General features: G+C 74.1%; 22 protein-coding genes and 1 pseudogene. 15 read left to right on the top strand and 8 right to left on the bottom strand.

Features of this window, described 5'->3' with window-relative positions:
• Window positions 1-69: 69 nt before the first annotated feature.
• Complete coding sequence (locus Q0994_RS10370; RefSeq protein WP_299531936.1) at window positions 70-984, bottom strand: RNA polymerase sigma factor SigF; 915 nt, start codon at window positions 982-984, stop codon at window positions 70-72.
• A 243-nt stretch (window positions 985-1,227) separates the two neighbouring features.
• On the opposite strand from Q0994_RS10370, the gene Q0994_RS10365 reads away from it, so the two are divergent.
• Together Q0994_RS10365 and Q0994_RS10360 are read left to right on the top strand one after the other, a co-directional pair.
• On the top strand, window positions 1,228-2,733 hold the full coding sequence (locus Q0994_RS10365) for an SDR family NAD(P)-dependent oxidoreductase (protein WP_299531933.1): 1,506 nt from the start codon (window positions 1,228-1,230) through the stop codon (window positions 2,731-2,733).
• Window positions 2,734-3,204: 471 nt separating this feature from the next.
• Complete coding sequence (locus Q0994_RS10360; protein ID WP_299531931.1) at window positions 3,205-3,375, top strand: hypothetical protein; 171 nt, start codon at window positions 3,205-3,207, stop codon at window positions 3,373-3,375.
• A gap of 55 nt (window positions 3,376-3,430) precedes the next feature.
• Here Q0994_RS10360 and Q0994_RS10355 read toward each other — a convergent pair whose 3' ends face one another.
• The 3 genes from Q0994_RS10355 to Q0994_RS10345 are packed head-to-tail and all read right to left on the bottom strand — an operon-like array spanning window position 3,431 to window position 6,237.
• Entirely contained in the window at window positions 3,431-4,828 is a 1,398-nt protein-coding gene (locus Q0994_RS10355; RefSeq protein WP_299531929.1) for a lipase maturation factor family protein, read from the bottom strand.
• 15 nt (window positions 4,829-4,843) lie between these two features.
• Window positions 4,844-5,359: a DUF1990 family protein gene (locus Q0994_RS10350; protein WP_299531926.1), complete on the bottom strand. Its 516-nt coding sequence runs from the start codon at window positions 5,357-5,359 to the stop codon at window positions 4,844-4,846.
• On the bottom strand, window positions 5,356-6,237 hold the full coding sequence (locus tag Q0994_RS10345) for a YndJ family protein (protein WP_299531924.1): 882 nt from the start codon (window positions 6,235-6,237) through the stop codon (window positions 5,356-5,358). Before Q0994_RS10345 ends, Q0994_RS10350 begins: the two co-directional genes overlap by 4 nt.
• Before the next feature lie 179 nt (window positions 6,238-6,416).
• On the opposite strand from Q0994_RS10345, the gene Q0994_RS10340 reads away from it, so the two are divergent.
• The 11 genes from Q0994_RS10340 to Q0994_RS10290 all read left to right on the top strand — a co-directional run bounded on the left by Q0994_RS10340 (window position 6,417) and on the right by Q0994_RS10290 (window position 18,499).
• Window positions 6,417-7,523: a DUF6777 domain-containing protein gene (locus tag Q0994_RS10340; protein WP_299531922.1), complete on the top strand. Its 1,107-nt coding sequence runs from the start codon at window positions 6,417-6,419 to the stop codon at window positions 7,521-7,523.
• A 103-nt stretch (window positions 7,524-7,626) separates the two neighbouring features.
• Window positions 7,627-9,693, top strand: coding sequence for a SpoIIE family protein phosphatase (locus Q0994_RS10335; protein ID WP_299531920.1), 2,067 nt, complete (start codon window positions 7,627-7,629; stop codon window positions 9,691-9,693).
• A 206-nt stretch (window positions 9,694-9,899) separates the two neighbouring features.
• Entirely contained in the window at window positions 9,900-11,249 is a 1,350-nt protein-coding gene (locus Q0994_RS10330; RefSeq protein WP_299531918.1) for a wax ester/triacylglycerol synthase family O-acyltransferase, read from the top strand.
• Window positions 11,250-11,467: 218 nt separating this feature from the next.
• Window positions 11,468-12,469, top strand: a complete 1,002-nt coding sequence (locus Q0994_RS10325) for an aldo/keto reductase (protein ID WP_299531915.1) — start codon at window positions 11,468-11,470, stop codon at window positions 12,467-12,469.
• On the top strand, window positions 12,466-12,777 hold the full coding sequence (locus tag Q0994_RS10320) for an L-rhamnose mutarotase (RefSeq protein ID WP_299531912.1): 312 nt from the start codon (window positions 12,466-12,468) through the stop codon (window positions 12,775-12,777). Before Q0994_RS10325 ends, Q0994_RS10320 begins: the two co-directional genes overlap by 4 nt.
• Before the next feature lies 1 nt (window position 12,778).
• Entirely contained in the window at window positions 12,779-13,636 is an 858-nt protein-coding gene (locus Q0994_RS10315; protein ID WP_299531910.1) for an amidohydrolase, read from the top strand.
• Between the two features lie 54 nt (window positions 13,637-13,690).
• Window positions 13,691-14,551 (top strand): Fpg/Nei family DNA glycosylase, encoded by an 861-nt coding sequence (locus Q0994_RS10310; RefSeq protein ID WP_299531907.1) that lies wholly within the window; start codon window positions 13,691-13,693, stop codon window positions 14,549-14,551.
• A gap of 98 nt (window positions 14,552-14,649) precedes the next feature.
• Entirely contained in the window at window positions 14,650-15,405 is a 756-nt protein-coding gene (locus Q0994_RS10305; protein WP_299531904.1) for a LytTR family DNA-binding domain-containing protein, read from the top strand.
• A 57-nt stretch (window positions 15,406-15,462) separates the two neighbouring features.
• A complete protein-coding gene (locus Q0994_RS10300; RefSeq protein WP_299531902.1) occupies window positions 15,463-15,825 on the top strand; it encodes a hypothetical protein in 363 nt (120 codons plus the stop codon).
• Window positions 15,822-17,312 carry a cation acetate symporter gene (locus Q0994_RS10295; protein WP_299531899.1) on the top strand — a complete coding sequence of 497 codons (1,491 nt, stop codon included), beginning with the start codon at window positions 15,822-15,824 and terminating at the stop codon, window positions 17,310-17,312. The genes Q0994_RS10300 and Q0994_RS10295 overlap by 4 nt, the downstream gene beginning before the upstream one ends.
• 17 nt (window positions 17,313-17,329) lie before the next feature.
• Window positions 17,330-18,499, top strand: a complete 1,170-nt coding sequence (locus tag Q0994_RS10290; RefSeq protein ID WP_299532146.1) for a sensor histidine kinase — start codon at window positions 17,330-17,332, stop codon at window positions 18,497-18,499.
• Window positions 18,500-18,529: 30 nt separating this feature from the next.
• Here Q0994_RS10290 and Q0994_RS10285 read toward each other — a convergent pair whose 3' ends face one another.
• From Q0994_RS10285 to Q0994_RS10275, 3 genes are all read right to left on the bottom strand, one after another.
• Complete coding sequence (locus Q0994_RS10285; protein WP_299531896.1) at window positions 18,530-19,027, bottom strand: hypothetical protein; 498 nt, start codon at window positions 19,025-19,027, stop codon at window positions 18,530-18,532.
• A 263-nt stretch (window positions 19,028-19,290) separates the two neighbouring features.
• On the bottom strand, window positions 19,291-19,845 hold the full coding sequence (locus Q0994_RS10280) for a sigma-70 family RNA polymerase sigma factor (RefSeq protein WP_299531894.1): 555 nt from the start codon (window positions 19,843-19,845) through the stop codon (window positions 19,291-19,293).
• A 351-nt stretch (window positions 19,846-20,196) separates the two neighbouring features.
• On the bottom strand, window positions 20,197-20,658 hold the full coding sequence (locus Q0994_RS10275; RefSeq protein ID WP_299531891.1) for a universal stress protein: 462 nt from the start codon (window positions 20,656-20,658) through the stop codon (window positions 20,197-20,199).
• Window positions 20,659-20,820: 162 nt separating this feature from the next.
• On the opposite strand from Q0994_RS10275, the pseudogene Q0994_RS10270 reads away from it, so the two are divergent.
• A pseudogene (locus Q0994_RS10270) lies at window positions 20,821-21,686 on the top strand (polysaccharide deacetylase family protein).
• 120 nt (window positions 21,687-21,806) lie between these two features.
• Here the strand turns inward: Q0994_RS10270 and Q0994_RS10265 are convergent.
• The gene (locus Q0994_RS10265) at window positions 21,807-22,466 is read right to left on the bottom strand and encodes a class F sortase (RefSeq protein ID WP_299531888.1); all 660 of its coding nucleotides are present in this window, start codon (window positions 22,464-22,466) and stop codon (window positions 21,807-21,809) included.
• Window positions 22,467-22,787: 321 nt separating this feature from the next.
• Here Q0994_RS10265 and Q0994_RS10260 point away from each other — a divergent pair, with 321 nt between their 5' ends.
• Complete coding sequence (locus Q0994_RS10260; RefSeq protein ID WP_299531886.1) at window positions 22,788-23,417, top strand: hypothetical protein; 630 nt, start codon at window positions 22,788-22,790, stop codon at window positions 23,415-23,417.
• Window positions 23,418-23,504 lie beyond the last annotated feature (87 nt).

Raw genomic sequence — 23,504 nt, 5'->3', positions numbered from 1 at the left:
GCAAGCATAAATGACCCCCGGACGGCGGATGTGCGCCGCCCGGGGGCCGGTGGTACAGGGAGCGGAGGGTCAGGCCTCGACGCTCATGCCGGCGCGCAGCTTCCGCACGATGCGGCTCAGCAGCCGGGAGACGTGCATCTGGGAGATGCCCAGCTCGGCGCCGATCTGCGCCTGGGTCATCTCGGCCCCGAAGCGCATCTGGACGATCAGGCGCTCGCGGTCGTCGAGCTGCTCCAGCAGCGGGGCGAGGGTGTGCAGGTTCTCGACGGTCTCCATCGCCGGGTCCCGCTCGCCGAGCAGGTCGGCGTACGCCCGCTGGTCCTGGCCGTCGTCGCCGTCGGAGGAGGGGGTGTCCAGCGAGCCGGCGGAGTAGCCGTTGGCGGCGACCAGACCCTCGATGACCTCTTCCTCGCTCAGGTCGAGGTGGGCGGCGAGCTCCCTGACCGTCGGGTCGCGGTCGAGCTTGGAGGAGAGGAGTTCCTTGGCCTTGGCCAGCTCCACGCGCAGCTCCTGGAGCCGGCGCGGGACGTGCACGGACCAGGTGGTGTCCCGGAAGAACCGCTTGATCTCGCCCACGATGTAGGGGACCGCGAACGTGGCGAACTCCACTTCGCGGGAGAGGTCGAAGCGGTCGATCGCCTTGATCAGGCCGATCGTGCCGACCTGGATGATGTCCTCGGTGTCGTCCCCGCCCCGGTTGCGGAACCGCTGGGCGGCGAAGCGGACCAGCGAGAGATTCATCTCGATGAGCGTGTTGCGCGCGTACTGGTACTCGTGGGTGCCTTCCTCCAGGGTCTGGAGGCGGTCGAAGAACAGCTTCGACATGGCCCGCGCGTCCTGCGGCGCGACCTTGCCGGCGTCCTCGATCCACGGCAGGTCCCGCACCCCGGCATCCGTTCCGGCGTCCGTCCGCGCTCCGGTCATGACGTCCGACCCGGTCGTCGTGTCATGGGCTCCGGTGGTTCGCACTGACATAGCCGTCATGGTGTCGCCCTCCCTCTCGTGCAGTGGTGTCGGACCGTCGCTTGCCCCGCATCCGGGAAAGCATGCGCACTTTTCTTCCATCGATTTTCCACGTCCTCGCGACCGGGCCCCGCGCGGCCCCCCGGGTCCCCTCCGCCCGCCCTCTCCGCTCCGAACGGAGCAAGGCGCCGCGCGTGGCAAACTTGACGCGGTGTTGCCCCCGCGGTGACAGGCCCCGCGAGGACAAGAAGCAGAGGAACGGCGATGACGGTCACAGAGGAAACCATGGAGCCCATCCCCGGCGCCGAGGAGCCGGCCGCCGAGGGGGCCGAGGACTTCGGGCCCGGCATCGACCCCGAGCGCCTCGCCGTCTGCCTCGGCGTGCTGGACGAACTCGACACGATCGAGGTCGACCACCCCGACGCCATCGCCGTCCGCCGCGCCACCGCCGGGGTGTACCGCACGGTGAAGCAGCGCCGCCGCCAGGAGCGCCGGGCCGCGAAGACCGCGCACGACAAGGCGGTCACCGAGGCCACCGCGACCGGCTCGGCCGACCGCATCGACGACGAGACCCAGGGCGTCCTGCCGTCGTCCACCGCGTCCGCCGAGATCGCCGGCATCCTCCGCCGCCCCCGGTCCTGCTACATCTGCAAGACCCGGTACGTCGAGGTGGACGCGTTCTACCACCAGCTCTGCCAGGAGTGCGCCGCCGAGAACCGGGCCAGGCGCGACGCGCGGACCGACCTCACCGGCAAGCGCGCCCTGCTCACCGGCGGCCGGGCGAAGATCGGCATGTACATCGCGCTGCGGCTGCTGCGGGACGGTGCGCACACCACCATCACCACCCGCTTCCCCAACGACGCGATCCGGCGCTTCAAGTCGATGCCGGACAGCGACGAGTGGATCCACCGGCTGAAGATCATCGGCATCGACCTGCGCGATCCCGGCCAGGTCGTGGCGCTGGCCGAGTCGGTCGCCGCCGAGGGCCCGCTCGACATACTGATCAACAACGCCGCGCAGACGGTCCGCCGCTCCCCGCAGGCGTACAGCGAACTGGTCGCCGCGGAGTCGGCCCCGCTGCCCGCGGGCGTGCTGCCCCCGGCCGAGGTGATCGGGACCTTCGGCAGTGGCAGCGTCGACCGGGTGGCGGCCCTGCCCGCCGCGCGCAAGGAGGGGCTGACCGCCCAGGCGGTCACCGAGCTGGCCCTGGTCACGGGATCGGCCTCCCTGGAGCGCATCGCCGCCGGCACCGCCATCGACGCGGGCGGCCTGGTGCCGGACCTGCACGACACCAACAGCTGGGTGCAGACGGTCGAGGAAGTCGGGCCGATCGAACTGCTGGAGGTCCAGCTCTGCAACTCCACCGCCCCGTTCATCCTGATCAGCTCGCTCCGTCCGGCGATGGCCGCGGCCCGGGGCCGCGCGTACGTGGTCAACGTGTCGGCCATGGAGGGCGTCTTCAGCCGCGGTTACAAGGGTGCCGGTCACCCGCACACCAACATGGCCAAGGCCGCGCTCAACATGCTCACCCGCACCAGCGCCCAGGAGATGTTCGAGAAGGACGGCATCCTGATGACCGCGGTCGACACCGGCTGGATCACGGACGAGCGCCCGCACCCGGACAAGACCCGCCTCGCCGAGGAGGGCTTCCACGCCCCCCTCGACCTCGTGGACGGCGCCGCCCGCGTCTACGACCCGATCGTGCGCGGCGAAGCGGGCGAGGACCTGTACGGCTGCTTCCTGAAGGACTACGCCCCCGCGAACTGGTGAGCCCGCGCGTGCCGGTGAGGCCGCCGGTGCGCCCCGGCGGAGGCGGACCGGGCATCACGGGAGCAGTGTGACGGATGCGCGGACCACGGACAGCCCGTGGGAAAAACGGCGGACCGGAAATCCGGTCCGCCGTTTCGCCGTCCCCTTCCGGGTGTTTTGCATCCTCACGCCCCTTTCCCGGCCACGCTCGGTGGCCTCGTTCTGGCTGAAAGTGACCCACGACACACGTTCTACCGAGCGCGGCGGCGCTCATTTGGTTACGCTGAGGCGAACGGACGGCACCGAGGGACCCACGAATCTCCCCTCGATCGTCCTGGGACAAGGCCCGCAACCGGGCCGCCGTCCCGCCCCGTACCGGCGCCACCGCGACCGAACTGTTCCTGCCCTGTTCCCGAGGCGGGCGGCCCACGGACGAGAAGAGCCCGCGGTCCGACGACCGCCCCGGGACGACGCGACCCAGAGGAGTACGCGGTGACCACTGAACTGACGACACGCGAGAAGCCCGTCGAACGCACGGGGGAGCGGGCCCTCAAGGGCGAGAAGCTCCTGAACATCGACGTCTGGGCGCGCTCCGCCCCGATCCGGCTGGCCGGCTACGAGGACGACCTGGCCGAGCCGCACATCCTCCCCGGCATCGACTGACCGCGCGTTTCCCGGCCCCGCCCCTCCCACCCCGGAGGGGCGGGGCTTTCGCGCGTCACCCGCGCGGGAAGGGCCGTACGTACTCCCGGTGCCAGCGGTTCCCGGTCGCGCGGCGCTCCGCGCGGTCGGTGAAGCGGTAGCGGTGGACGCTCGCCCGGACCCGGGCGGGCGGCCCGTCCGGGAACGGATCGACCGCCAGCAGCCGCAGCGTGTCCCGGTCGGCCCGCAGCAGCCGCTCGATGAACGGCCCGAACCAGGCACGGGCGTAGGCGGGGGAGAGCGCCGCGAACCACATCATCCAGTCGAGCCGCAGATGGTACGGGGCGACCTGGCGGGGCAGTCGTCGCGGATCCCCCGGCTTGCCCCGGAAGCCGTACTCCCGCCACACGGTCGCCGGGCCGTCCACCGGATCCTCGGTCCCCTCGACGACGATTTCCAGCCGGACCCGGCTGATGGAGCCGAAGGCGCCGTAGGAGTTGACGAGATGGAGCGGATCGTAGGACCGGTTCATCGCCTGCCGCCGGGAGAGCAGGTTGCGGGCGGGGCGGTGGCTGAGGACCAGGATCAGCGCGGTGGCGGCGCAGACCGTGATCTCGTACCAGAGCGGGGCCGCCGGGTGCGCGGGCGGCGGGCCGGTGAACGCCCGCCAGTCGACCGCCGGCAGGGCGAGCGCGATCGTCAGCCAGTTCAGCCAGGCGAAGTTGCCCGACAGGACCAGCCAGAGCTGGGTCACCACCATGGCCGCCGCGGCGGCGCCCGCGACCGGCTGCGGGGTGAACAGCAGGAACGGGAGCAGGAGTTGGGTGACGTGGTTGGCGGCCACCTCGGCCCGGTGCACCGGCTTCGGCAGCAGGTGGAAGAGCCGGCTCAGCGGTCCGGGCATCGGCTGCGTCTCGTGGTGGAAGTCCAGGCACGTCAGTCGCCGCCAGCACGCGTCGCCGCGCAGCTTGATGAGCCCCGCGCCGAACTCCACCCGGAACAGCAGCCAGCGCAGCAGCCACAGCACCAGCACCGGCGGCCCGGTGTCCGCGTTCCCGAGGAAGACGGCGAGGAACCCCGTCTCCAGCAGCAGTGACTCCCACCCGAAGGCGTACCAGACCTGGCCGACCTGCACGATCGACAGGTACAGCGCCCAGGGCACGGCCCACAGCAGCATCGCGCCCCACAGCGGCACCAGGCCGTCCACTCCGGCGAGCAGGGCCGCCGACACCGCGCAGCCGGTCCACGCGACCGCGGCGAAGAACCGGTCGGAGTAGTGCAGCCGGAACAGTCCCGGCGCGGCGCGCCACGGGGTGCGGCGCAGCAGTGCGGGGACGGGGAGCATGCCGCGTTCGCCGATCAGCGCCCGGAACTGCAGTGCGGTGCAGAGGAAGGCGACGAGGTAGACCGCCGCCAGGGCGCGCTGGAAGACGAGCCTGCCGAGCCAGTAGCCGTCAGCGGTGAACCAGTTCACCCGAGGCAGTATCGGTCACGGGCGGCGCGCGGTGACGATGCGCCGCACCGTGCGGCCGAGCCGCCGGGCGTACCAGCGCTGGATGACGGGCACGAGGGGGCCGGCGAGCCGGGTGTACCAGCGGACCGGCCGGGAGAACGCCATCACGGTGAACCACACGGTCCCGTCGTCGGCGAGGTCGACCACGAAGCACTCCTCTCCCTGCTCCGGGTGCTCGTCGAGGGTGCCGTAGCCGAAGCCGATGCGGTCGGCGCCGTACTCCGTCCAGACGATGGAGCAGACCGCGCCGATCGCGAACGGGCCGACGCCCAGGGCGAGTCGGACCGTGGAGCCCGGCTCGGCGCGGCGTGTGGAGGCTTCCAGCCGGACGCCCGACGCACGGTGCATCCGCCATTCGGTGACGGCGGCGCCGGCCGCCGCGAAGTCCTCGGGGCCGCGCCCGACGCGGGTGCGGTGGTGCAGGTGGGAGTAGCCGGCGGGAAGCGGGCCGAGCCGGGTGGCCCCGACCTCGGGGTAGGTGAGCGCGCTCATGGGTGGGTGCCTTCCGGTGCGGTGCGGACGGGAGACTCGGTGCGGACGGCGGGATCGGTGGGGGCGGGGCGCCGGACGCGGCGCAGGGCGAGCAGCGCGCAGAGGGCGAAGCCCAGCGCGTTCCCGGCGCCGTGGGTGGCGGCCATCCAGGTCAGGGAGGGGTGCGGCAGTCCGGTGGCCTCGCCCAGCGCCCAGCTCAGCGCGAGCACCATGGAGGCCGCCAGCGTGCCGGCGGCAACCCCGAGCAGCGTCCTGGCCGTCCGGTCGGTGCCCCGGGCGCGGGCCAGGCGCAGGCTCAGCGCCGCCACGGTCCACATGCCGGCCGTCAGGACGACCGCCCCGGCCAGTTCGGCGGTGTCGCCCAGGAAGTAGCCGACGAGGACGAGCAGAGTGCCGGCCGGGACGCTCAGCGCGGCGAACCGGGCGGCGGGGCCGTCCCCGGTGTCCGCGCAGAGCAGTCCGGCGACCAGGGCGGCGGCGAACCCGGCGAAGTGGAAGTGCGGCACGGTCAGTGCCAGCAGGCCGGGATCGAAGGAGAACAGGCTCCGGTCCGCCCGCTCCGCGACCAGGGCCGTCCCGGCGACGGCGGGGGAGACCAGTGCCGTGAGCACCGCGAGTTCGGCCGGACGCACGTCCCTGGTCCTGGCCAGCCGGCGCGGCGCGTGCAGGGCCAGCAGGAGGGTGCCGGCGGCGTACCAGGCGGCGAGCACGGTGGCGGGCGCCCCGCGCGGCAGCCACAGCGACAGCGCTCCGGCCGCCGCGAAGAGCGGCCAGGCGCGGCGGACGCGGTCGAACTCCCGTGAGCCCGTCAGGCGCAGTCCGGTCGGCACGATCACGAACATGCCGAGCATCACGACGAGATTCACCAGTGCGGTCATCGTCCATTTCCCCCATGCGATCGGTGCGATCGTCCGGCTCCGAGCCTAGAGCAGGAATTGAACGTGTTCAACAGGGCGGGGGGTGCCCGTGGTGCGGATGCCGCCGGATTGCGCGCCCACGGTCCGTGCGGCAGAGATGGGGATACCCGACCGCCCACCCCGACCGGCAGGAGAGTTCCGTGCGCCCACTCCGACGACTCCCGCTCGCCGTGTGCGCCCCGGTCTGCGGCGGCGTGCTCCTCGTCGCGGGCTGCGGCGCCGGGGCGACCGGCAGCGCCAACGGCACCACGGGGACCCCGGTGGCAGCCTCCGTGCTGCTCCAGCCCGCACGGTCGCCGGGGCCCGCGCCCTTCACCGCGTCGACCGCCGGGAAGGAGACCGTCCCGAGGCCGCCGGAGCCGTCCCGCTCCGCCACGCCCACCACCGCCCCCACCCTTCTCCCCGTCTCCGGCACCGCCCCCGGTCTCTACGCCGCCACCCGGTCCGTCGCCGCCTGCGACGTGGCCCGCCAGGCGCGGCTGCTCTCCGACGACCCGGCCCGCGGCAGGGCCTTCGCCCGCGCGGCGGGCGCCGACGCCGACGAGATCGCACGGCACCTGCGCGGGCTGACCCCCGTGGTGCTGCGCGCCGACGCCCGCGTCACCGGCCACGGGTACCGGGACGGGGCCGCCACCGACTTCCAGGCGGTGCTCCAGGCGGGCACCGCCGTCCTGGTCGACGCCCGCGGCGTGCCCCGGGTGCGTTGCGCCTGCGGCAACCCCCTCGATCCGCCGGTCGCGATGAAGGGGCGGGTCCTGCACCGCGGCGAGCGCTGGAAGGGCTACGACCCGGCGAAGATCGTCGTCATCGAGGCCGCGTCCCGCCCGGCCCGAAGCCTCCTCCTCGCGGACCTCGGCTCCGACGGCTGGATCGAACGGCGGACGGGCGACGGGGGCGCCGCCGACCGGACGCCCGCCGACCCGCCCCCGTACGCGCCGGGGGACGCGTTCGTGCCCGGGGCGCCCGCCACCCCCGAGCCGCCCGCCACCCCGGCCCCCGAGCCGTCGACGCCCGCCCCCGAGCCCTCCGACGAGCCCCCGGCGCCGCTGCCGCCGGGGATGCCGGACGGGCCGGCGGACGACCTCGTGCCGGACGAGCCGGTGGGGCTCGTCGAGCAGGCGCCCCTGCCGGACGCGGACGCCTGGTACGGCATGGAGGCGGGCCCCGGCCCGTCCGAGGCGGACGGACCGCCGCCGGGCGACGGCACCGCGGTCGCTCCCTGCGGCCCTCACCCCTGTGCGGGCTGAGCCCGCGCGCGGGGGAGCGGCGAACACGGGCGCGGCGGGGGCGGCCGCGGCTGGAGCGGAAGATCACTCGAACAATCGGACAAATGGTGGCAGAGTTGCCCCCATGGACGATCGGGCAGCGGGTGCCCTGTCCCTCCCGGAGAACTGGCCCGCCCACCCGGACCTCAGCCTCGCCCTGAACCGCATGGGCAGCTTCGACTGGGACCTGGACAGCGGTCGCATGCACATGGACCGGGCCGCGCTGGAGGTCTTCGGCCTCGGCCCGGACGAGTACGACGGTGACCCCGCCTCCCTGTCCCCGCGGGTACCGGCCGAGGAGGGCCGGCGCCTGGACGCCCTGGTGACCAGGGCGCTGAAGGACGGTCTGGACAACTACGGCGCCTACTTCCGCATGCGGCTGCCCGACGGCTCGCTGCGCTGGACGCACACCCAGGGCGTGATCCGGCGCGACGGGACCGGCAGGCCCCGTCGGATCATCGGCATCGTGCGGGACGCCAGCGAGGAACTCGCCGAGTCCACGGCCCGTTACGAACTCGACGCCCAGCGGCGCCGGCGCACCGGTCTGGTGGACGCCACCACCGCCGCCCTGGCGCACGCCCGTACGGTCAACGACGTCATCGACGTGCTCCGCGACTCCCAGGGCCTCGCCCACCTCGGCGCGGCCAGCCTGGTCGTGGGGCTGCTGGAGGCCGGACGCATCCACCTGGTCGCGGACGGGCCCGAGGGGTCGTTCGTACCGGGCACCCGGTTCACCCGGACGGACGAGCCGTATCCGATGAGCGAGGTGATCCGCACCCTCGTGCCCCGGTTCATCGAGTCGGCGGACGACTTCGCCGGCTCGTACCCCGTCCTCTGGGACGGCATCGGTCACCTCGGCATCACCTCGGCCGCCTACCTGCCGCTGATCGCGCAGGCCCGCCCGATCGGCGCCATCGGCCTGCTCTACGACGACCGGGAGGGGTTCTCCGCCGACGAACGGAACCTGCTGGTGGCACTCGGCACCTCGATCGCCCAGAGCCTCCAGCGCGCCATGCTCTACGAGCAGGAACACGACCTGGCCGAAGGGCTCCAGCAGGCGATGCTGCCGCGCCGCATCCCGGACGTGCCGAACGCCCAGGTCGCCGTCCGCTACCGCTCCGCCAAACAGGGACGCGACATCGGAGGCGACTGGTACGACCTCATCCAGCTCCCCAGCGGCCGGGTCGGGGCGGTCATCGGCGACGTCCAGGGCCACGACACCCACGCGGCCGCCGTCATGGGGCAGTTGCGCATCGTGCTGCGCGCCTACGCGGCCGAGGGCCATCCGCCCGCGACGGTCATGGCACGGGCCTCGGTGTTCCTCGCCGAGCTGGACACCGACCGCTTCGCCACCTGCACGTACGCCGAGGTGGACTTGGTGACCGGCGTCGCCCAGATGGTCCGCGCCGGGCACGTCGACCCGCTGGTCCGGGAAGCCGACGGATCCTGCCGCAAGCTGCCGGTGGACGGCGGCCTGCCCCTGGGGCTGTCCGCCGAGTTCGGGCGGCTGGCCTACCCGGTGAGCACCGTGGAACTCGACCCCGGGCAGACGCTGGTGCTGTACACCGACGGGCTGGTGGAACTCCCCGGCGTCGACTTCGACGAGGGCATGCGGATGCTGACGGCGATGGTCCGCAACGGCCCGCGGGACGTCCGGCTCATGGCCGACCTGCTCTGCGACTCCGTCGACGAGCGGAACGGTGAGGACGACGTCGCCGTCCTGCTGCTGCGCCGGGAGGCGACGCACGCGCCCCAGCCTGGCGGGCGGCTCCAGCAGCACGTGGCGCAGAACGACCCGGAGGCGCTCAGCGCCGCCCGGCACATGATCCGTGCCGCGGTACGGGCCTGGGGAGCCGGCGAGCGGGCCGACGAGATCGAGCTGGCCGCAGACGAGTTGATGACCAACGCCCTCATGCACACCGACGGCGGAGCGATCGTGACGGTCCGGGTGCTGGCCGGCCCCGAGCGGCGGCTGCGGGTCGACGTCGAGGACCGGTCGAGCGCCCTGCCCCGGCCGCGCGAGGCGGGCGAGGACGGGGTGTCGGGCCGCGGCCTGATGCTCGTCGACCGGCTCGCGGACGCGTGGGGCGTGGAATCCCGCGGCAGCGGCAAGAGCGTCTGGTGCGCGTTCCAGATCCCGGACGGGCCGTGACCGCAGGCGCCGCGGCGCGGCCCGTCGCGCCCCGTCGCGGCGTGCGGTCGCCCGGCCGGGGCCGGTGACGCACCCTCACCCGTGCCTCCTTGCCGCGGCCGGGTGCGGGGGATTGACTGGGGCGGACGTCCGCCGCGCGCCGGCCCCCGCCGTCGCCGTCCCGTCCTGCCTGCCGCACCCGTCGCACCCGACGACATGAGGTCGCCTTGTCCACCGAGCTGCTGGCCCCCCTCGACCTGGCGTTCTGGCACCTGGAGTCCGACGCCCACCCCATGCACCTCGGCGCGCTCGCCGAGTTCTCACCGGTGGCCGGTGTGACGCCGCAGGGCCTCCTCGGGCTGCTCGGTGAGCGCGCCGCCGCCGTCCCCCGCCTGCGGATGCGGGTGCGGGACGTGATGCTGCCGGTGGGCGGCAAGGCGTGGTCCACCGACCGGCACTTCGACGTCCACCGTCATGTGCGCCGGGTGGAGGTGGAAGGTGACGACTTCCGCGCCGGTGCGGTCCGGTTGGCGGGCGAGCTGATGGAGCGTCCGCTGGACCGCGGGCTGCCGCCCTGGGAGATGTACCTGCTCACCGGGGGTGACGGCGCGTTCGCGGTGCTCGTCAAGCTGCACCACGCGCTGGCCGACGGGATGCGGGCCGTCGCCATCGGGGCGGGCGTCTTCGACGAGATCGTCGCGGCGTCGGGAAGGCGCCGGGTTGCGGGGCTCCGCAAGCCGGTGCCGCCGCTCTCCTGGACCGCCGGGCCGCGCGCGGTCGCCGAACTCGCCCTCGGCCGGATCGAAGAGGCCGGCCAGGCGCTGGGGGTGGGCGCGTCGGTGATGCGGGCCGGCCGGCTGGACCTCCGGGCCACCACCGCGCTGACCGCCGGATCGAGCGGCACCCGGCGGCTCGCGGTCGCCGACCTCGACGCGGCTGCGGTCGACGTCGTGCGCCGGGCGGCCGGCGGCACCGCCAACGACGTCCTGCTCGCCGTGGTGGCCGGGGCCCTGCGCCGCTGGATGTCCGGCCGCGGCGACGCGCTGCCCGTCGCCGACCCGCGCGCGCTGGTGCCGGTCTCCCGCCGCAGGCCCGGCGGACCGGTCGGCGGCGGCAACCTGCTCTCCGGCTACCTGCTCGACCTGCCGGTACGGGAACCGGACGGCGCACGGCGGCTCGCGTCCGTCCGCGGCGCCATGGACCGCAACAAGGCGGCGGGCCCGGCGAAGGGGGCGGGGGCGGTCGCCGTACTGGCCGACCGGCTGCCGCCGCTGGCCCACCGGTTCGGCGCGCAGCTGGCCGGCGGCGCGGCCCGGATGCTCTTTGACGTACTGGTCACCTCCGTCCCGCTGCCCCGTTCGGCGCTCTCCCTGGGCGGCTGCCCGCTGCGCGCGCTCTACCCGATGGCTCCGCTGGCCCGCGGCCACTCCCTCGCCGTCGCCCTGTCCCCGTACGGGGGGCGGGTGCGGGTCGGCCTCGTCGCGGACGGCGAGGCGCTCGCCGACCTCGACGTGCTGGCAGCGGCCCTGGCGGAGGAACTGGCGGACCTGCGGGCGGGTGTCGGAGGCGGACGGTAGCGGGACGGGCGTCGCCGGGGCGCGGGCTGCGGGAACGGGATCACCCGGCGTCTCGCCCCACGACGGGCCGCGCACCGACACGCGGTCAAGAGATCGGACAGATCTCCCGAAGTATGACGGTATTTTGGCGGATTGGTCGCCCATGTTCTGTTGACGCGCTCCAGTGATCCGATGAATATTCACTCGGTACGGGAAGCGAATCAGCAAGGGCGGCAGACATGCGGCGCAACACGCTCGGACGCAGTGCGGTCGGGATCACCGAACTCTCCTTCGGAGCGGCGGCCATCGGCAACCTGTTCTCCGAAGTCGCCCCCGAGCGGGCCGCCGAGGCCGTGGAGGCCGCCTGGGACGAGGGGGTCCGGTACTTCGACACCGCCCCGCACTACGGACTCGGCCTCTCCGAGCGCCGGCTCGGCGAGGCGCTGCGCGGACGGCCCCGTGACGCGTACACCGTCTCCACGAAGGTCGGACGGGTGCTGGAGCCGCTGCCCGGAGCCGGGAACGCCACCGTCGAAGGACTCGACGAGGGCTTCGCCGTCCCCGTCACCCACCGCAGGCGTTGGGACTTCAGCGCCGACGGCATCCGCCGCTCCGTCGAGGACAGCCTCGGACGCCTGGGCCTGGACCGCATCGACGTCGCCTATCTGCACGACCCCGACGACCACGCCGAGCAGGTCTTCCGCGAGGGCTACCCCGCGCTGGAGAAGCTGCGCGCCGAAGGCGTCGTCGGAGCCATCGGCGCCGGCATGAACCAGACCGCGATGCTCACCCGCTTCCTGCGCGACACCGACGTCGACGCCGTCCTGTGCGCCGGCCGCTACACCCTGCTGGACGGCGGCGCGCTGGACGAGCTGCTGCCCGAGGCGCAGGCCCGCGGCCGCAGCGTCGTGGTCGGCGGGGTCTTCAACTCCGGTCTGCTCGCCGACCCCCGCCCCGGCGCCACCTACGACTACGCCGCCGCGCCGATGTCCCTGCTCGACCGCGCCCTGCACATGCAGACGGTCGCCGAGCGCCACGGCGTCCCGCTGCGCGCCGCCGCCCTGCAGTACCCGCTCGCCCACCCGGCGGTGGCCGGCGTGCTGGTCGGCACCCGGTCGGCCCACGAGGTGCGCGACGCCGCGGCGATGATGCGCGCCCCCGTCCCCGACGCCCTCTGGGACGAACTGCGCGCCGAGGGCGTGCTGCGCGAACCCGCCACCACGAACGGAGAGCGACCGTGAAGATCGCCCTGCACACCAAGGTCCGGGCCGACCGGATCGAGGAGTACGAGGCCGCCCACCGCGAGGTGCCCGCCGAGCTGACGGCCGCCATCCGGACCGCCGGAGCCACCTCCTGGACCATCTGGCGCAGCGGCACCGACCTCTTCCACGTCATCGAGTGCGACGACTACGCCCGCATGCTCGCGGAGCTGGAGAAGCTGCCGGTCAACATCGCCTGGCAGGCCAGGATGGACCAGCTCCTCGACGTCGCCCACGACTACTCCGCCGAAGGCGCCGAGGCCGGGCTGCCGGTCGCGTGGGAGCTGTGAGATGACCGCACCCACGCCCTTGGTGGACGCCCACCACCATGTCTGGGACCTCGCCGTGCGCGACCAGGAGTGGATCACCGGCGACACGCTCGCGCCGCTGCGCCGGTCGTTCACCCTGGCGGACCTGGAGCCGGAGGCCCGCGCCGCGGGCGTCACCGCCACCGTCCTCGTGCAGACCGTCACCGTGGCCGAGGAGACCCCGGAGTTCCTGGCGCTCGCGGCGGGCGACAACCTCGTCGCCGGGGTCGTCGGCTGGACCGACCTCACCGCGCCCGGCGTCGCCGACACCCTGGCCGCGCTCCGCGCCCTGCCCGGCGGCGACCGCCTCGTCGGCATCCGCCACCAGGTCCAGGGCGAACCCGACCCCCGCTGGCTGCTCCGCCCCGACGTGCTGCGGGGCCTCGCCGCGGTCGCCGACGCCGGGCTCGTGCACGACCTGGTCGTCCTGCCCCACCAGCTGCCCGCCGCGACCGACGCGGCCGCCGCGCTGCCGGGCCTCACCTTCGTCCTCGACCACGCGGGCAAGCCCCCGATCGCCTCCGGAGCCCTGCTGCCGTGGGCCGACCACCTGCGGGCGCTGGCGGCGCTGCCCAACACGGTGTGCAAGCTCTCCGGTCTCGTGACCGAGGCCGACCACGGCACGTGGACCGTGCGGGACCTGCGGCCGTACACCGACACCCTGCTGGACGCCTTCGGCCCCGACCGGCTGATGTTCGGCTCGGACTGGCCGGTCTGCCGGCTCGCCGCCACGTACCCGCAGGTGATCGACGCCGCGCGGACCCTCACCGGAACCCTCGGCGAGGACGGGCGGCGGGCGGTGTTCGCCGGGACCGCCACGCGGGTCTACGGACTGCGCTGAACCGTACCGGGCTCCGGGTGGCCGACCGCCCGGAGCCTGCGGCACGCTGGACGCATGCCCGAGCTGCCGGAAGTCGAAGCCCTGCGGGTCTTCCTCGACGACCACCTGGTCGGCAAGGAGATCGCCCGCGTCCTGCCGCTGACGATCAACGTCATGAAGACCTACGATCCGCAGCCGGCCGCGCTGGAGGGCGCCACCGTCACCGCCGTGGCCCGGCACGGCAAGTTCCTCGACGTCGACGCGGACGGCCTGCACCTGATCACCCACCTCGCCAGGGCCGGCTGGCTCCGCTGGAAGGACTCCTTCCCCGCCACGCCCCCACGCCCCGGCAAGGGCCCGCTCGCCCTGCGCACCGTGCTGACCGGCGGCGACGGCTTCGACCTCACCGAGATGGGCTCCACCAAGCGCCTCGCCGTGTACGTCGTCCGAGACCCGGCCTCGGTCCCCGGCATCGCCCGGCTCGGCCCCGACCCGCTCGCCGACTCCTTCGACCGTGACGCGTTCGCCGCCCTGCTCGCCGGGGAGCGCCGCCAGATCAAGGGCGCCCTGCGCGACCAGTCGCTGATCGCCGGCATCGGCAACGCCTACAGCGACGAGATCCTGCACGTGGCCAGGATGTCCCCGTTCAAACGGACCAGCAGCCTCACCGACGACGACATCACCCACCTCCACACCGCCCTGCGCACCACACTGGAGGACGCGGTCCGCCGGTCCGCCGGCATGGCGGCGGGCGATCTCAAGGCGGAGAAGAAACTCGGCATGCGGGTGCACGGCCGCGCCGGCGAGCCGTGCCCGGTCTGCGGCGACACCATCCTCGAAGTCTCCTTCAGCGACTCCTCGCTCCAGTACTGCCCCACCTGCCAGACCGGCGGCAAGCCGCTGGCCGACCGAAGGCTCTCCCGGCTGCTGAAATGAGTCCCCCGGGCCGGTCGCCGTACGCCGGAGCGCCCTGCGGCTACCCGTCCGGCCCGCGGCGGGTCCGATCGGGAGGCAAGACCCTAGACTCCGGCCTCATGCTGCGCGTACTCGCCGTCGACGACGAAGAACCCGCCCTGGAGGAACTCCTCTACCTCCTGCGCGCCGACCCGCGCGTCCGCAGCGCGGAGGGGGCCACCGGGGCCACCGAGGCGCTGCGCCGCATCGGCGCGGCGGTCGACGCCGGCCCCGACGACCCGTCCGCCGTCGACGTCGTCTTCCTCGACATCCACATGGCGGGGCTCACCGGGCTCGACGTCGCCCAACTGCTCGCCGGGTTCGCCGCCCCGCCGCTCATCGTCTTCGTCACCGCGCACGAGGGCTTCGCCGTCCACGCCTTCGACCTCAAGGCCGTGGACTACGTCCTGAAACCGGTGCGCCGCGAACGGCTGGCCGAGGCGGTCCGCCGGGCCGCCGAGCAGGTGGGCGACCGGGCCGCCCCCGTGCACGACACCTCCGGCGACCAGATCGCCGTCGAACTCGGCGGCGTGGTCCGGTTCGTGGCCGTGGACGACATCGCGTACGCCGAGGCGCAGGGTGACTACGCCCGGCTGCACACCGCCGCCGGAGGCAGCCACCTGGTCCGCGTCCCGCTCACCTCGCTGGAGGAGCGGTGGCGCCCCCGTGGGTTCGTCCGCATCCACCGCCGTCACCTCGTCCAGCTCGGACGCATCGACGAACTCCGCCTCGACGCAGGGGCGATGAGCGTCCGTGTCGGCTCCGCCGAGCTGGCCGTCAGCCGCCGGCACTCCCGCGCCCTGCGCGATCTGCTGATGCGCGGGGCGGGCCGCTGACCCACGGCCCGGCCGCGCCCCGTGAGCGCCGTCCGGGAGGCCGTAGACTCGCGGCCCATGTCCGCAGATCCCACGCCCCGGCGCGAGGTCGTCACCGGTGTGCCCCGCCGGGTGCGTCCGCTGCCCCGCTACCGCACCCAGTCGGAGATCGACGAGCAGACCCCGCTCGGCGACGTGTACGTACGCTCCCTCATGCGCAGCCAGCTCCGTGCGGGGATCACGGCGTTCGCCGTTCTCGCGCTCGTCGCCGGCACCCTGCCGCTGGTGTTCGCCGCGCTGCGCAGCGCGGCCCTGGTCTGGGCGGTGCTCGGGTTCGCCGCTTACCCTCCGCTCACCCTGGTCGCCTGGTGGTACGTGCGCCGCGCCGAGCGCAACGAGCGCGACTTCGCCCGCCTCGTCGAGGGGCGGCCGGCGCCGTGACCGCACCGGACCACCCGGCCTCCGTCGTCGCGGTGGCCCTGGTCGTCGCCGCCACCGTCCTCGTCGGAGGCTTCGGCCTGCGGATGTCCCGTACGACCTCCGACTTCTACGTCGCCTCCCGCAGCGTCCGGCCCCGGCTCAACGCCGCCGCGATCAGCGGCGAATACCTCTCCGCGGCCTCCTTCCTCGGCATCGCCGGCCTGGTCCTGGTGCACGGCCCGGACATGCTCTGGTACCCGGTCGGCTACACCGCCGGATACCTGGTGCTGCTGGTCTTCGTCGCCGCGCCGCTGCGACGGTCGGGCGCGTACACGCTGCCGGACTTCGCCGAGGGGCGGCTGGAGTCGCGGCAGGTCCGCAGACTCGTCAGTGCGTTCGTCGTCGGGGCGGGCTGGCTCTACCTGGTGCCCCAGCTCCAGGGCGCGGGCCTCACGCTGACGATCCTCACCGGGGCGCCGGGCTGGCTCGGGGACGTGCTGGTGGCCGTCGTCGTGGTGCTCGCGGTGGCGGCCGGCGGGATGCGCTCCATCACCTTCGTCCAGGTCTTCCAGTACTGGCTGAAGCTGACCGCGCTGCTCGTCCCGGCCATTTTCCTGGTGCTGGCCTGGCAGGGCGACGGCAGCCCCCGCGTCACCTTCGACAGCCCGCCGGCCGTCTTCCGCGCCGATCACCCGCTCTACGCCACGTACGGGCTGATCGTGGCCACCTTCCTCGGCACCATGGGGCTGCCCCACGTCGTCGTCCGCTTCTACACCAGCCCCAACGGCCGCGACGCCCGCCGCACCACCGTCGCCGTGCTCGCCCTCGTCGGCGTCTTCTACCTGCTGCCGCCCGTGTACGGGGCGCTGGCCCGGATCTACGCCCCCGAGCTGCGGCACGGCGGGGACGCGGACGCCGCCGTCCTGCTGCTGCCCGCCCGGATGATCGGCGGGCTCGGCGGCGACCTGCTCGGGGCGCTGATCGCCGGCGGAGCCTTCGCCGCTTTCCTCTCCACCGCCTCGGGGCTGACCGTCGCCGTCGCCGGGGTCATCACCCAGGACGTCCTGCCGCAGCGGGGCGTCCGCTACTTCCGTCCGGCCACCGTGCTCGCCATCGCCGTGCCGCTCGCCGGATCGCTGCTGGTCAGCCGGGTGCCGGTGGCCGACGCCGTCGGGATGGCGTTCGCGGTCTCCGCGTCCTCCTTCTGTCCGCTGCTGGTGCTCGGCATCTGGTGGCGGCGGCTCACCCCGCCCGGCGTCGTCGCGGGCCTCCTCCTCGGCGGCGGATCCGCGTTCCTCGCCGTCGCGATCACGGTCAGCGGCGCCGTCCGCCCGCCGGGCTGGCCGCACGCGCTGCTCGCCTGGCCGGCCGTCTGGTCCGTGCCCGTCGGCTTCCTCGCCATGGTGCTGGTCTCGCTCGCCACGCCGGGCCGCGTCCCGCAGGGCACCAGCGCCACCATGACCCGCTTCCACCTGCCGGAGGCACTCACACCGGGGCGGGAACGGTGACCGGGGCCGCCGCCGGCATCGGCGCCGTCCTCGTCGCGCTCGCCTGCGCCGCCGCGTTCTGGGCCGGGCGCCGCACCGCAGGAGCGGTCCGCCCGAGCGACGTCGGCACGCCCGTCGAGCACGCCACGTTCGAGACGCTGCACACCGCCTCGCTCGCCGCACCGCCGTTGCGATCCGGACTCACCGAGGAGAGCGCCCGGCGCGCGGCCCGTCGGCTGCGCCACCTCCTGGGCACCGACGCGCTCTGCCTCACCGACCGGGAGTCCGTCCTGGTCTGGGACGGGGCCGGACAGCACCACGGCACCGAGGTGATGGACCGGGTCCGCGGACTGCTCGACAGCGGCCGGGACACCGCGTTCCCCACCGGCTGCGACGACCTGGACTGCCCGCTGCGCTGGGCGGTCGCCGTCCCGCTGACCGTCGACCACCGGGTGCTGGGCGCGCTGATCGCCTACGCGCCCCGCGAGTCCGCGGTGCTCGCCAGGGCCGCCGGCGAGGTGGCGCGCTGGGTCTGCGTCCAGCTCGAACTCGCCGAACTCGACCGCTCCCGGACCCAGCTCATCGAGGCCGAGATCAGGGCACTGCGCGCGCAGATCTCCCCGCACTTCCTGTTCAACTCGCTCGCCGCCATCGCCTCCTTCGTCCGCACCGACCCGGAGCAGGCACGCGAACTCCTCCTGGAATTCGCTGACTTCGCCCGCTACTCGTTCCGGAAACACGGCGACTTCACCACCCTCGCCGACGAACTGCACTCCATCGACCAGTATCTCGCCCTGGTCCGGGCCCGGTTCGGCGACCGCCTCGCGGTCACCCTCCAGGTCGCGCCCGAAGTGCTCCCCGTGGCACTGCCGTTCCTCTGCCTCCAGCCGCTGGTGGAGAACGCCGTCAAGCACGGCCTGGAAGGCGCGGTGGAACGCAGCCGCATCACCATCAGCGCCCTGGACGCCGGCTCCGAGGCCGAGGTGGTGATCGAGGACGACGGCACCGGCATGGACCCCGAACGCCTGCGCCGCATCCTGCGCGGCGAGGGTGACGCCTCGACCGGCGTCGGACTGCTCAACGTCGACGAACGGTTGCGCCAGGTCTACGGCGACGAATACGGGCTCGTCATCGAGACCGCCGTCGGAGCGGGGATGCGGATCACCCTCCGGCTCCCCAAGTACCGGGCGGGCGTGCACGGTTCCTGAAACGCGCCGGATCCGGGGGCGCGGCCGGTGTCAGTACAGCTGCATGGCGAGGTGCCCGAGCGGCAGCCCGAGCTGCCACGCCGGGGTCCACACCTGCGGCCCGCCGTCCCCGCCCGGCGCGTTCTCCCGCAGGCCGGAGCCGAGCGCCTCCAGGTCCGTCGCCAGCAGTTCGGTCTCCTCCAGCCAGCGCCACGCCGTCCGCGCCAGCACCAGCCCCGGATCGCCGGGCTCGCGCAGCTCCCGCTCGGCCAGACGGCCGGCCACCCACCGGCGCCACGGCGTCCCGCTGGCGGTGAGCAGGCGCAACTCGTCCACCCGGGCCGGCGGCAGCGCGGCCGGCGCGCCCGTCCCCCCGCAGAGGAACAGGGTCAGCGCCAACGCGTCCCGCCCGGCCCGGAATTCGAGCGTGGTCGGCTCCATCAGGTCACCGGTCCGCAGCAGCCGGTCGGCGGCGTACTCGGCGCACAGCCAGGCCATCGGCACCCGCAGCCGGCCCTCGCCCGCGCCCTCGTCGTGTTCCGGGCCCATCCGTCTCCCGTCCCGCATCCCGCCGGGGACCGTCCCGCGGCTTCAGGTTGCATTGAACCGGGGCGCGGCGGCCCGCGTGGGCAGAAGGGCGGGATCCACCGGGAGACGGGGGAGCGATGCCGGCAGGACCGTCCCGTCAGCCCCACGCGCACCGGCTGCTCGCCGCCCACGTGCTCGGCGCGCTGCCGCCCGACGATCCCCGCGAGGTCACCGGGCACCCGGCCGGCCGCGTGGGACGCGCCGCCACCCGCGCGGAAGGTCGCTCAGGCCGCCGCGCTGCCGGAACCGGTGCGCGAGGAGGAGCCGCTGCCGTAGGCGGGCAGCATCAGGCCGAGCTGCCGCAGCGCGTAGTACGAACGGGACTTCACGGTGCCCGCCGGTATGCCGAGCACCTCGGCCGTCTCGCCCACGCTCAGCCCCCGGAAGTAGATGTGCCCCAGGACCGCCCGGTGCTCCGGGCTCAGGGTCCGCAGCGCGGCGCGCACGTCGAGGCTGCGGACGGCCGAGTCCGCCGTGTCGTGCGGGGCGGGGGCGCCGTCCAGCACGAGCTCGCTCACCTCTGCGGGCCGGGCCAGGCGCGCACGGTGCGCGTCGATGGCCAGCCTGCGCGCCACGGTGAACAGCCACGGGCGCATCGAGGCGTACGGCGCCTCGAACGCCTCCGGGTGCTGCCACGCCCGTACCAGCGTCTCCTGCACCAGGTCCTCGGCGCGCTGGCGGTCGCCGAAGGTGAGGCAGAGCAGGAAGGTGAAGAGCGCGGGTCCGTGCTCCCGCAGCAGCTCCGCGACGGCCCGTTCGTCGGTGGTCCTCGTGGTCATCGTGAACGTCCCCTCCCGCAGGACTCGGCGGCCCCGTTGCCGCCTGCGTATCCGAGCGCATCGGCGGGGGCGGCGACAGGCCGCGGACCTCGGCGTGCGACGAGCGGTCGCACCGGGCGACGAGCGGTGCGGCGAACGGTCGGGCCCGCCGCGGGAACGCGGACCGCGGGGCCGGACCGGGGACCCGGACGGCTGCCTTCCTGGACTCCGTGCCGGGCCGATGGCTGCAGTCGTACGGGCCCCCCACCGCCCCTGAGCGCGGTGCGCGACCGCGTGGCCCGCCTCGTCCTCGGCCGGGGCGCCGCGGCCAACGGACTGGTCATGGGGGAGTGAGGCCGGGACCGGGAGCGGTTACGGCACCACCGTCACCGGCCAGCGCCCCGCCTTCACCAGCCGCACCGCGACCGATCCCACGAACCGGTGCCCGGCCGACTCGGACGAACCCACCACCACCGCGTCGGCCTTCAGTTCCTCGGCGGCGGCGACCAGCCCGTTGTACGGGTCGCCGCGGAAGGTGTGGAACTCCCAGCGCACGTCCCAGGTGTCCTTCATCCGCTCGGTCGAGGTCCTGATCTCCTCGATCAGGCTCTCCGCGACCCCCGCGGTGGCGTCGCCCACGGGTGCTCCGAGCGCCGCCCCGGCCGCCATCACCGGCTGCACGTACACCAGCGCCAGCAGGGCGTTCTGCCGACGGGCGAGCCCGGCCGCGTACGCCGCGGCGCGCATGGACGTGTCCGACCCGTCCATGCCCGCGACGATCACCTTGGGACCGTCCGTGCCCCGTTCGAACTGATGGCGCTGCTGCTCTGTCACGGCTCGAAGGGTACCGGTCCGCGCGCCGGCGGTCCGCCGGGGCGTCCGAGGGGCCCGGGGCTCCTCCGATCAGGGCGTACGCGGTGCTTCCAACGGGTGCACCTCCCCCCGCGTGAAGTGTCGCGGACGCGCGTATCCGCACCGGTGTGCGAGCAGTTGGCCATGAGACGTGACCAGTGGGACCAGACCCCGCCCGGCCGCCGCGCCCTGCTGCGGCTCGCAGCCGGGCTCGGAGCGGTGGCCACCGTGCATCTGATCGCCGCGGACCCCGCCGCGACTCCCGCCCCCGCCCCCGGGCCCGGTCGCGCGGCGCCCGTGCCGGCCGCGGCGGCCGGCCCCCGTCCGGACGGGCCAACCGGTCCTCCGCCTACCGGCTGGAGCCGATGACCGCGCACACCCCGGCCCGCGTCCGGCCCGCCCGGCCGCCCGTCCGCACCCGCCCGTTCGAGGCGCTGCCGCAACTCGGCCGGTCGATGGTCCTCACCTTCGACGACGGCCCCGACCCGGCCTACACCCCGGACATCCTCGCCACGCTGCGCACCTACGGCGTGCACGCCATGTTCTTCCTCTGCGGCGAGATGGCGGACGCCCACCGCGACCTGGTGCACGCCATCGCCGACGACGGTCACGTCATCGGCAACCACTCCTGGACCCACCCGCTGATGACCGGCCTCAGCCGGGCGGGCGTCCGCGACGAGATGGGCCGCACCAGCGACGTCATCGAGGAGATCGTCGGCGACGCGCCCCGCTGGTACCGGGCCCCGTACGGCGCCTGGAACCGCAACGCATTCGAACTCGGCGCCGAGATGGGCATGGAGCCGATGGCCTGGACCGTCGACTCCCTGGACTGGGAGACCCCCGGCACCTCCACCATCGTCCGCCGGGTCAAGGCGGGCGCGGCCCCCGGAGTCGTCGTCCTCTCGCACGACGCGGGCGGGGTCCGGACCCAGACGGTGGCGGCGCTGCGCCGCTATCTGCCGTGGCTGCTCGGGGAGGGGTACCGGATCACCGTGCCGTACCGCGTCTGAGAGGCATCCGGGCAGGCCGTCCCACGCCGGCGCCCGGCGCCCGGCGGGGGATGGCCTGCCGTGAACCCGCCGGGACCGCGTCGGGTTGACGGCCCGGCGCGGTCCCGGCTCGCGGCACCCTCAGCGGGTCTCGACCAGCCGGGCGAAGACCACGACGTTCGCCTCGTAACCGCCGGCCTTGGTGTACGAGCCGCCGCAGGTGATGACACGCAGTTCGGCGTAGCCGGTGTCGCCGTAGACGCGGGGGCCGGGGAAGTCGTTCTTGGCGAACACCTCGACGCCGTAGACCTGGAACACGGCGACCCGACCGTCGTAGCGGGTCACCTCCACGTGCTGTCCCTTGTCCAACGAGCCCAGGCCGTAGAAGACGGCGGGTCCGGACAGGTTGTCGACGTGTCCGACCACGACGGCGGTGCCGCGCTGGCCGGGCGAGATGCCGTTCTGGTACCAGCCGGCCAGGTTCGGGTCCTCGGCGGAGGGAGCGGCGATCCAGCCCTGCTCGTCGAGGTTGACGTCGACGATCGGGGCGTCGACCTCGATGGCGGGGATGCCGATGCGCGCGGCGGGCGCGTAGGCAAGCGTCTGCACCGGCTCGCCCTCGACCGGACCGACCGTCACGTCCCGGCCGGTGTCGAGTGCCGCAGCCGCCGCAGGCTGCGGCGGACCGGGCGAGATGTCGGCGCCGTTGCGCATCAGCGCCGCCCCGGTGAGCAGCACCAGCGCGATGGCTCCCCACGGCTTGTGCCTCGTCCGCCGGACGGTCCAGCTGTCCCGGCCCATGGTGCTCCCTTCGTCGCGACGAGGGGAACGCTAAGGGCGGGGCGGGCGGCGGGCGATCAGGGACGGGCGAACGGGTGGCGCGGGAAAGGGCCGGGCGGAGACGGATCCCGGAGGAGTAATGAGCGGATAAAAACATCTGACGGCCCGTGACCTGCGGATCCGTCAGACACGGCGGATTCCCGCCGGGCGTGTCGCGCCGCCGGGTGGAGCAGTGCCGACGTGCGGCCTTCCGGCCTTCTGGTGAGTGTTCCTGGTGGGACGCGTTCGTCCGTTCCCGGAGGACCGGCTTCCGGGGCGCGTCCCGCTGGAGGTTCACACGACATGCGTGCTTCACGCGCTCTCGCGGTCACCGCGACCGCATTCGCGGCCGTCGGGCTCGCCGCCCCGCTGGCTGCCGCAGGCGGCAGCAACAACAACGGTCCGGTGAACGTCACCGTCAACCCCTACGCGGTCCACCAGGGCGCCACGATGCAGGTCAGCGCCGAGGGCTGCGGCCGCGGCGGGACGGTGTGGTCGAACGCGTTCCCGACGGCCGAGCTCTCCGCGGGCAGCACGGGTTACGCCACCGTGCGCATCCGCCACAACACCACGCCGGGGCACTACAACCTCTCGGTGAGCTGCAACACCAACGGCGGCAACAACGGCAACGGCAACAACAACGGCAACGCCAACGGGAACGGCAACAACAACGGCAACAACAACGGGAACGGCAACGGGAACGGGAATGGCAACGGGAACGGGAACAACAACGGGAACGGCGGGGGCAACGGGCCCGTCGCCACCCACCGCTTCACCGTGCTGGCCGGCCAGGGCGCCGAGGGCGGCCTCGGCGGCTCGATGGGCCCCAGCTCGCTGGAGATGCAGATCGGCGGCGGCCTCGTCGCGGCGGCTGCCATCGGCGGCGCCGCGTTCGTCGTCCGGCGCCGGCGGGCGAGCGATGCGACCGTCTGAGCGGTCCGCAGTCCCGTCCGGTCCGATACGCCCGTCGCCCCGAGTCCTGGATCAGGACCCGGGGCGACTGCCGTTCGCCGGCACCTG

The sequence above is a fragment of the uncultured Streptomyces sp. genome, assembly GCF_947488945.1.
Taxonomy (GTDB): Bacteria; Actinomycetota; Actinomycetes; order Streptomycetales; family Streptomycetaceae; genus Streptomyces.
This window is presented reverse-complemented; position numbering and strand designations above follow the sequence as displayed.

Bases quoted from the DNA above. Each gene is read 5' to 3' on its own strand.
- Q0994_RS10325 (WP_299531915.1), top strand. From the start codon at position 11,468: ATGCGGCGCAACACGCTCGGACGCAGTGCGGTCGGGATCACCGAACTC.
- Q0994_RS10305 (WP_299531904.1), top strand. From the start codon at position 14,650: ATGCTGCGCGTACTCGCCGTCGACGACGAAGAACCCGCCCTGGAGGAA.
- Q0994_RS10365 (WP_299531933.1), top strand. From the start codon at position 1,228: ATGACGGTCACAGAGGAAACCATGGAGCCCATCCCCGGCGCCGAGGAG.
- Q0994_RS10300 (WP_299531902.1), top strand. From the start codon at position 15,463: ATGTCCGCAGATCCCACGCCCCGGCGCGAGGTCGTCACCGGTGTGCCC.
- Q0994_RS10260 (WP_299531886.1), top strand. From the start codon at position 22,788: ATGCGTGCTTCACGCGCTCTCGCGGTCACCGCGACCGCATTCGCGGCC.
- Q0994_RS10335 (WP_299531920.1), top strand. From the start codon at position 7,627: ATGGACGATCGGGCAGCGGGTGCCCTGTCCCTCCCGGAGAACTGGCCC.
- Q0994_RS10370 (WP_299531936.1), bottom strand. From the start codon at position 984: ATGACGGCTATGTCAGTGCGAACCACCGGAGCCCATGACACGACGACC.
- Q0994_RS10285 (WP_299531896.1), bottom strand. From the start codon at position 19,027: ATGGGCCCGGAACACGACGAGGGCGCGGGCGAGGGCCGGCTGCGGGTG.
- Q0994_RS10310 (WP_299531907.1), top strand. From the start codon at position 13,691: ATGCCCGAGCTGCCGGAAGTCGAAGCCCTGCGGGTCTTCCTCGACGAC.
- Q0994_RS10280 (WP_299531894.1), bottom strand. From the start codon at position 19,845: ATGACCACGAGGACCACCGACGAACGGGCCGTCGCGGAGCTGCTGCGG.
- Q0994_RS10345 (WP_299531924.1), bottom strand. From the start codon at position 6,237: ATGACCGCACTGGTGAATCTCGTCGTGATGCTCGGCATGTTCGTGATC.
- Q0994_RS10315 (WP_299531910.1), top strand. From the start codon at position 12,779: ATGACCGCACCCACGCCCTTGGTGGACGCCCACCACCATGTCTGGGAC.
- Q0994_RS10265 (WP_299531888.1), bottom strand. From the start codon at position 22,466: ATGGGCCGGGACAGCTGGACCGTCCGGCGGACGAGGCACAAGCCGTGG.
- Q0994_RS10350 (WP_299531926.1), bottom strand. From the start codon at position 5,359: ATGAGCGCGCTCACCTACCCCGAGGTCGGGGCCACCCGGCTCGGCCCG.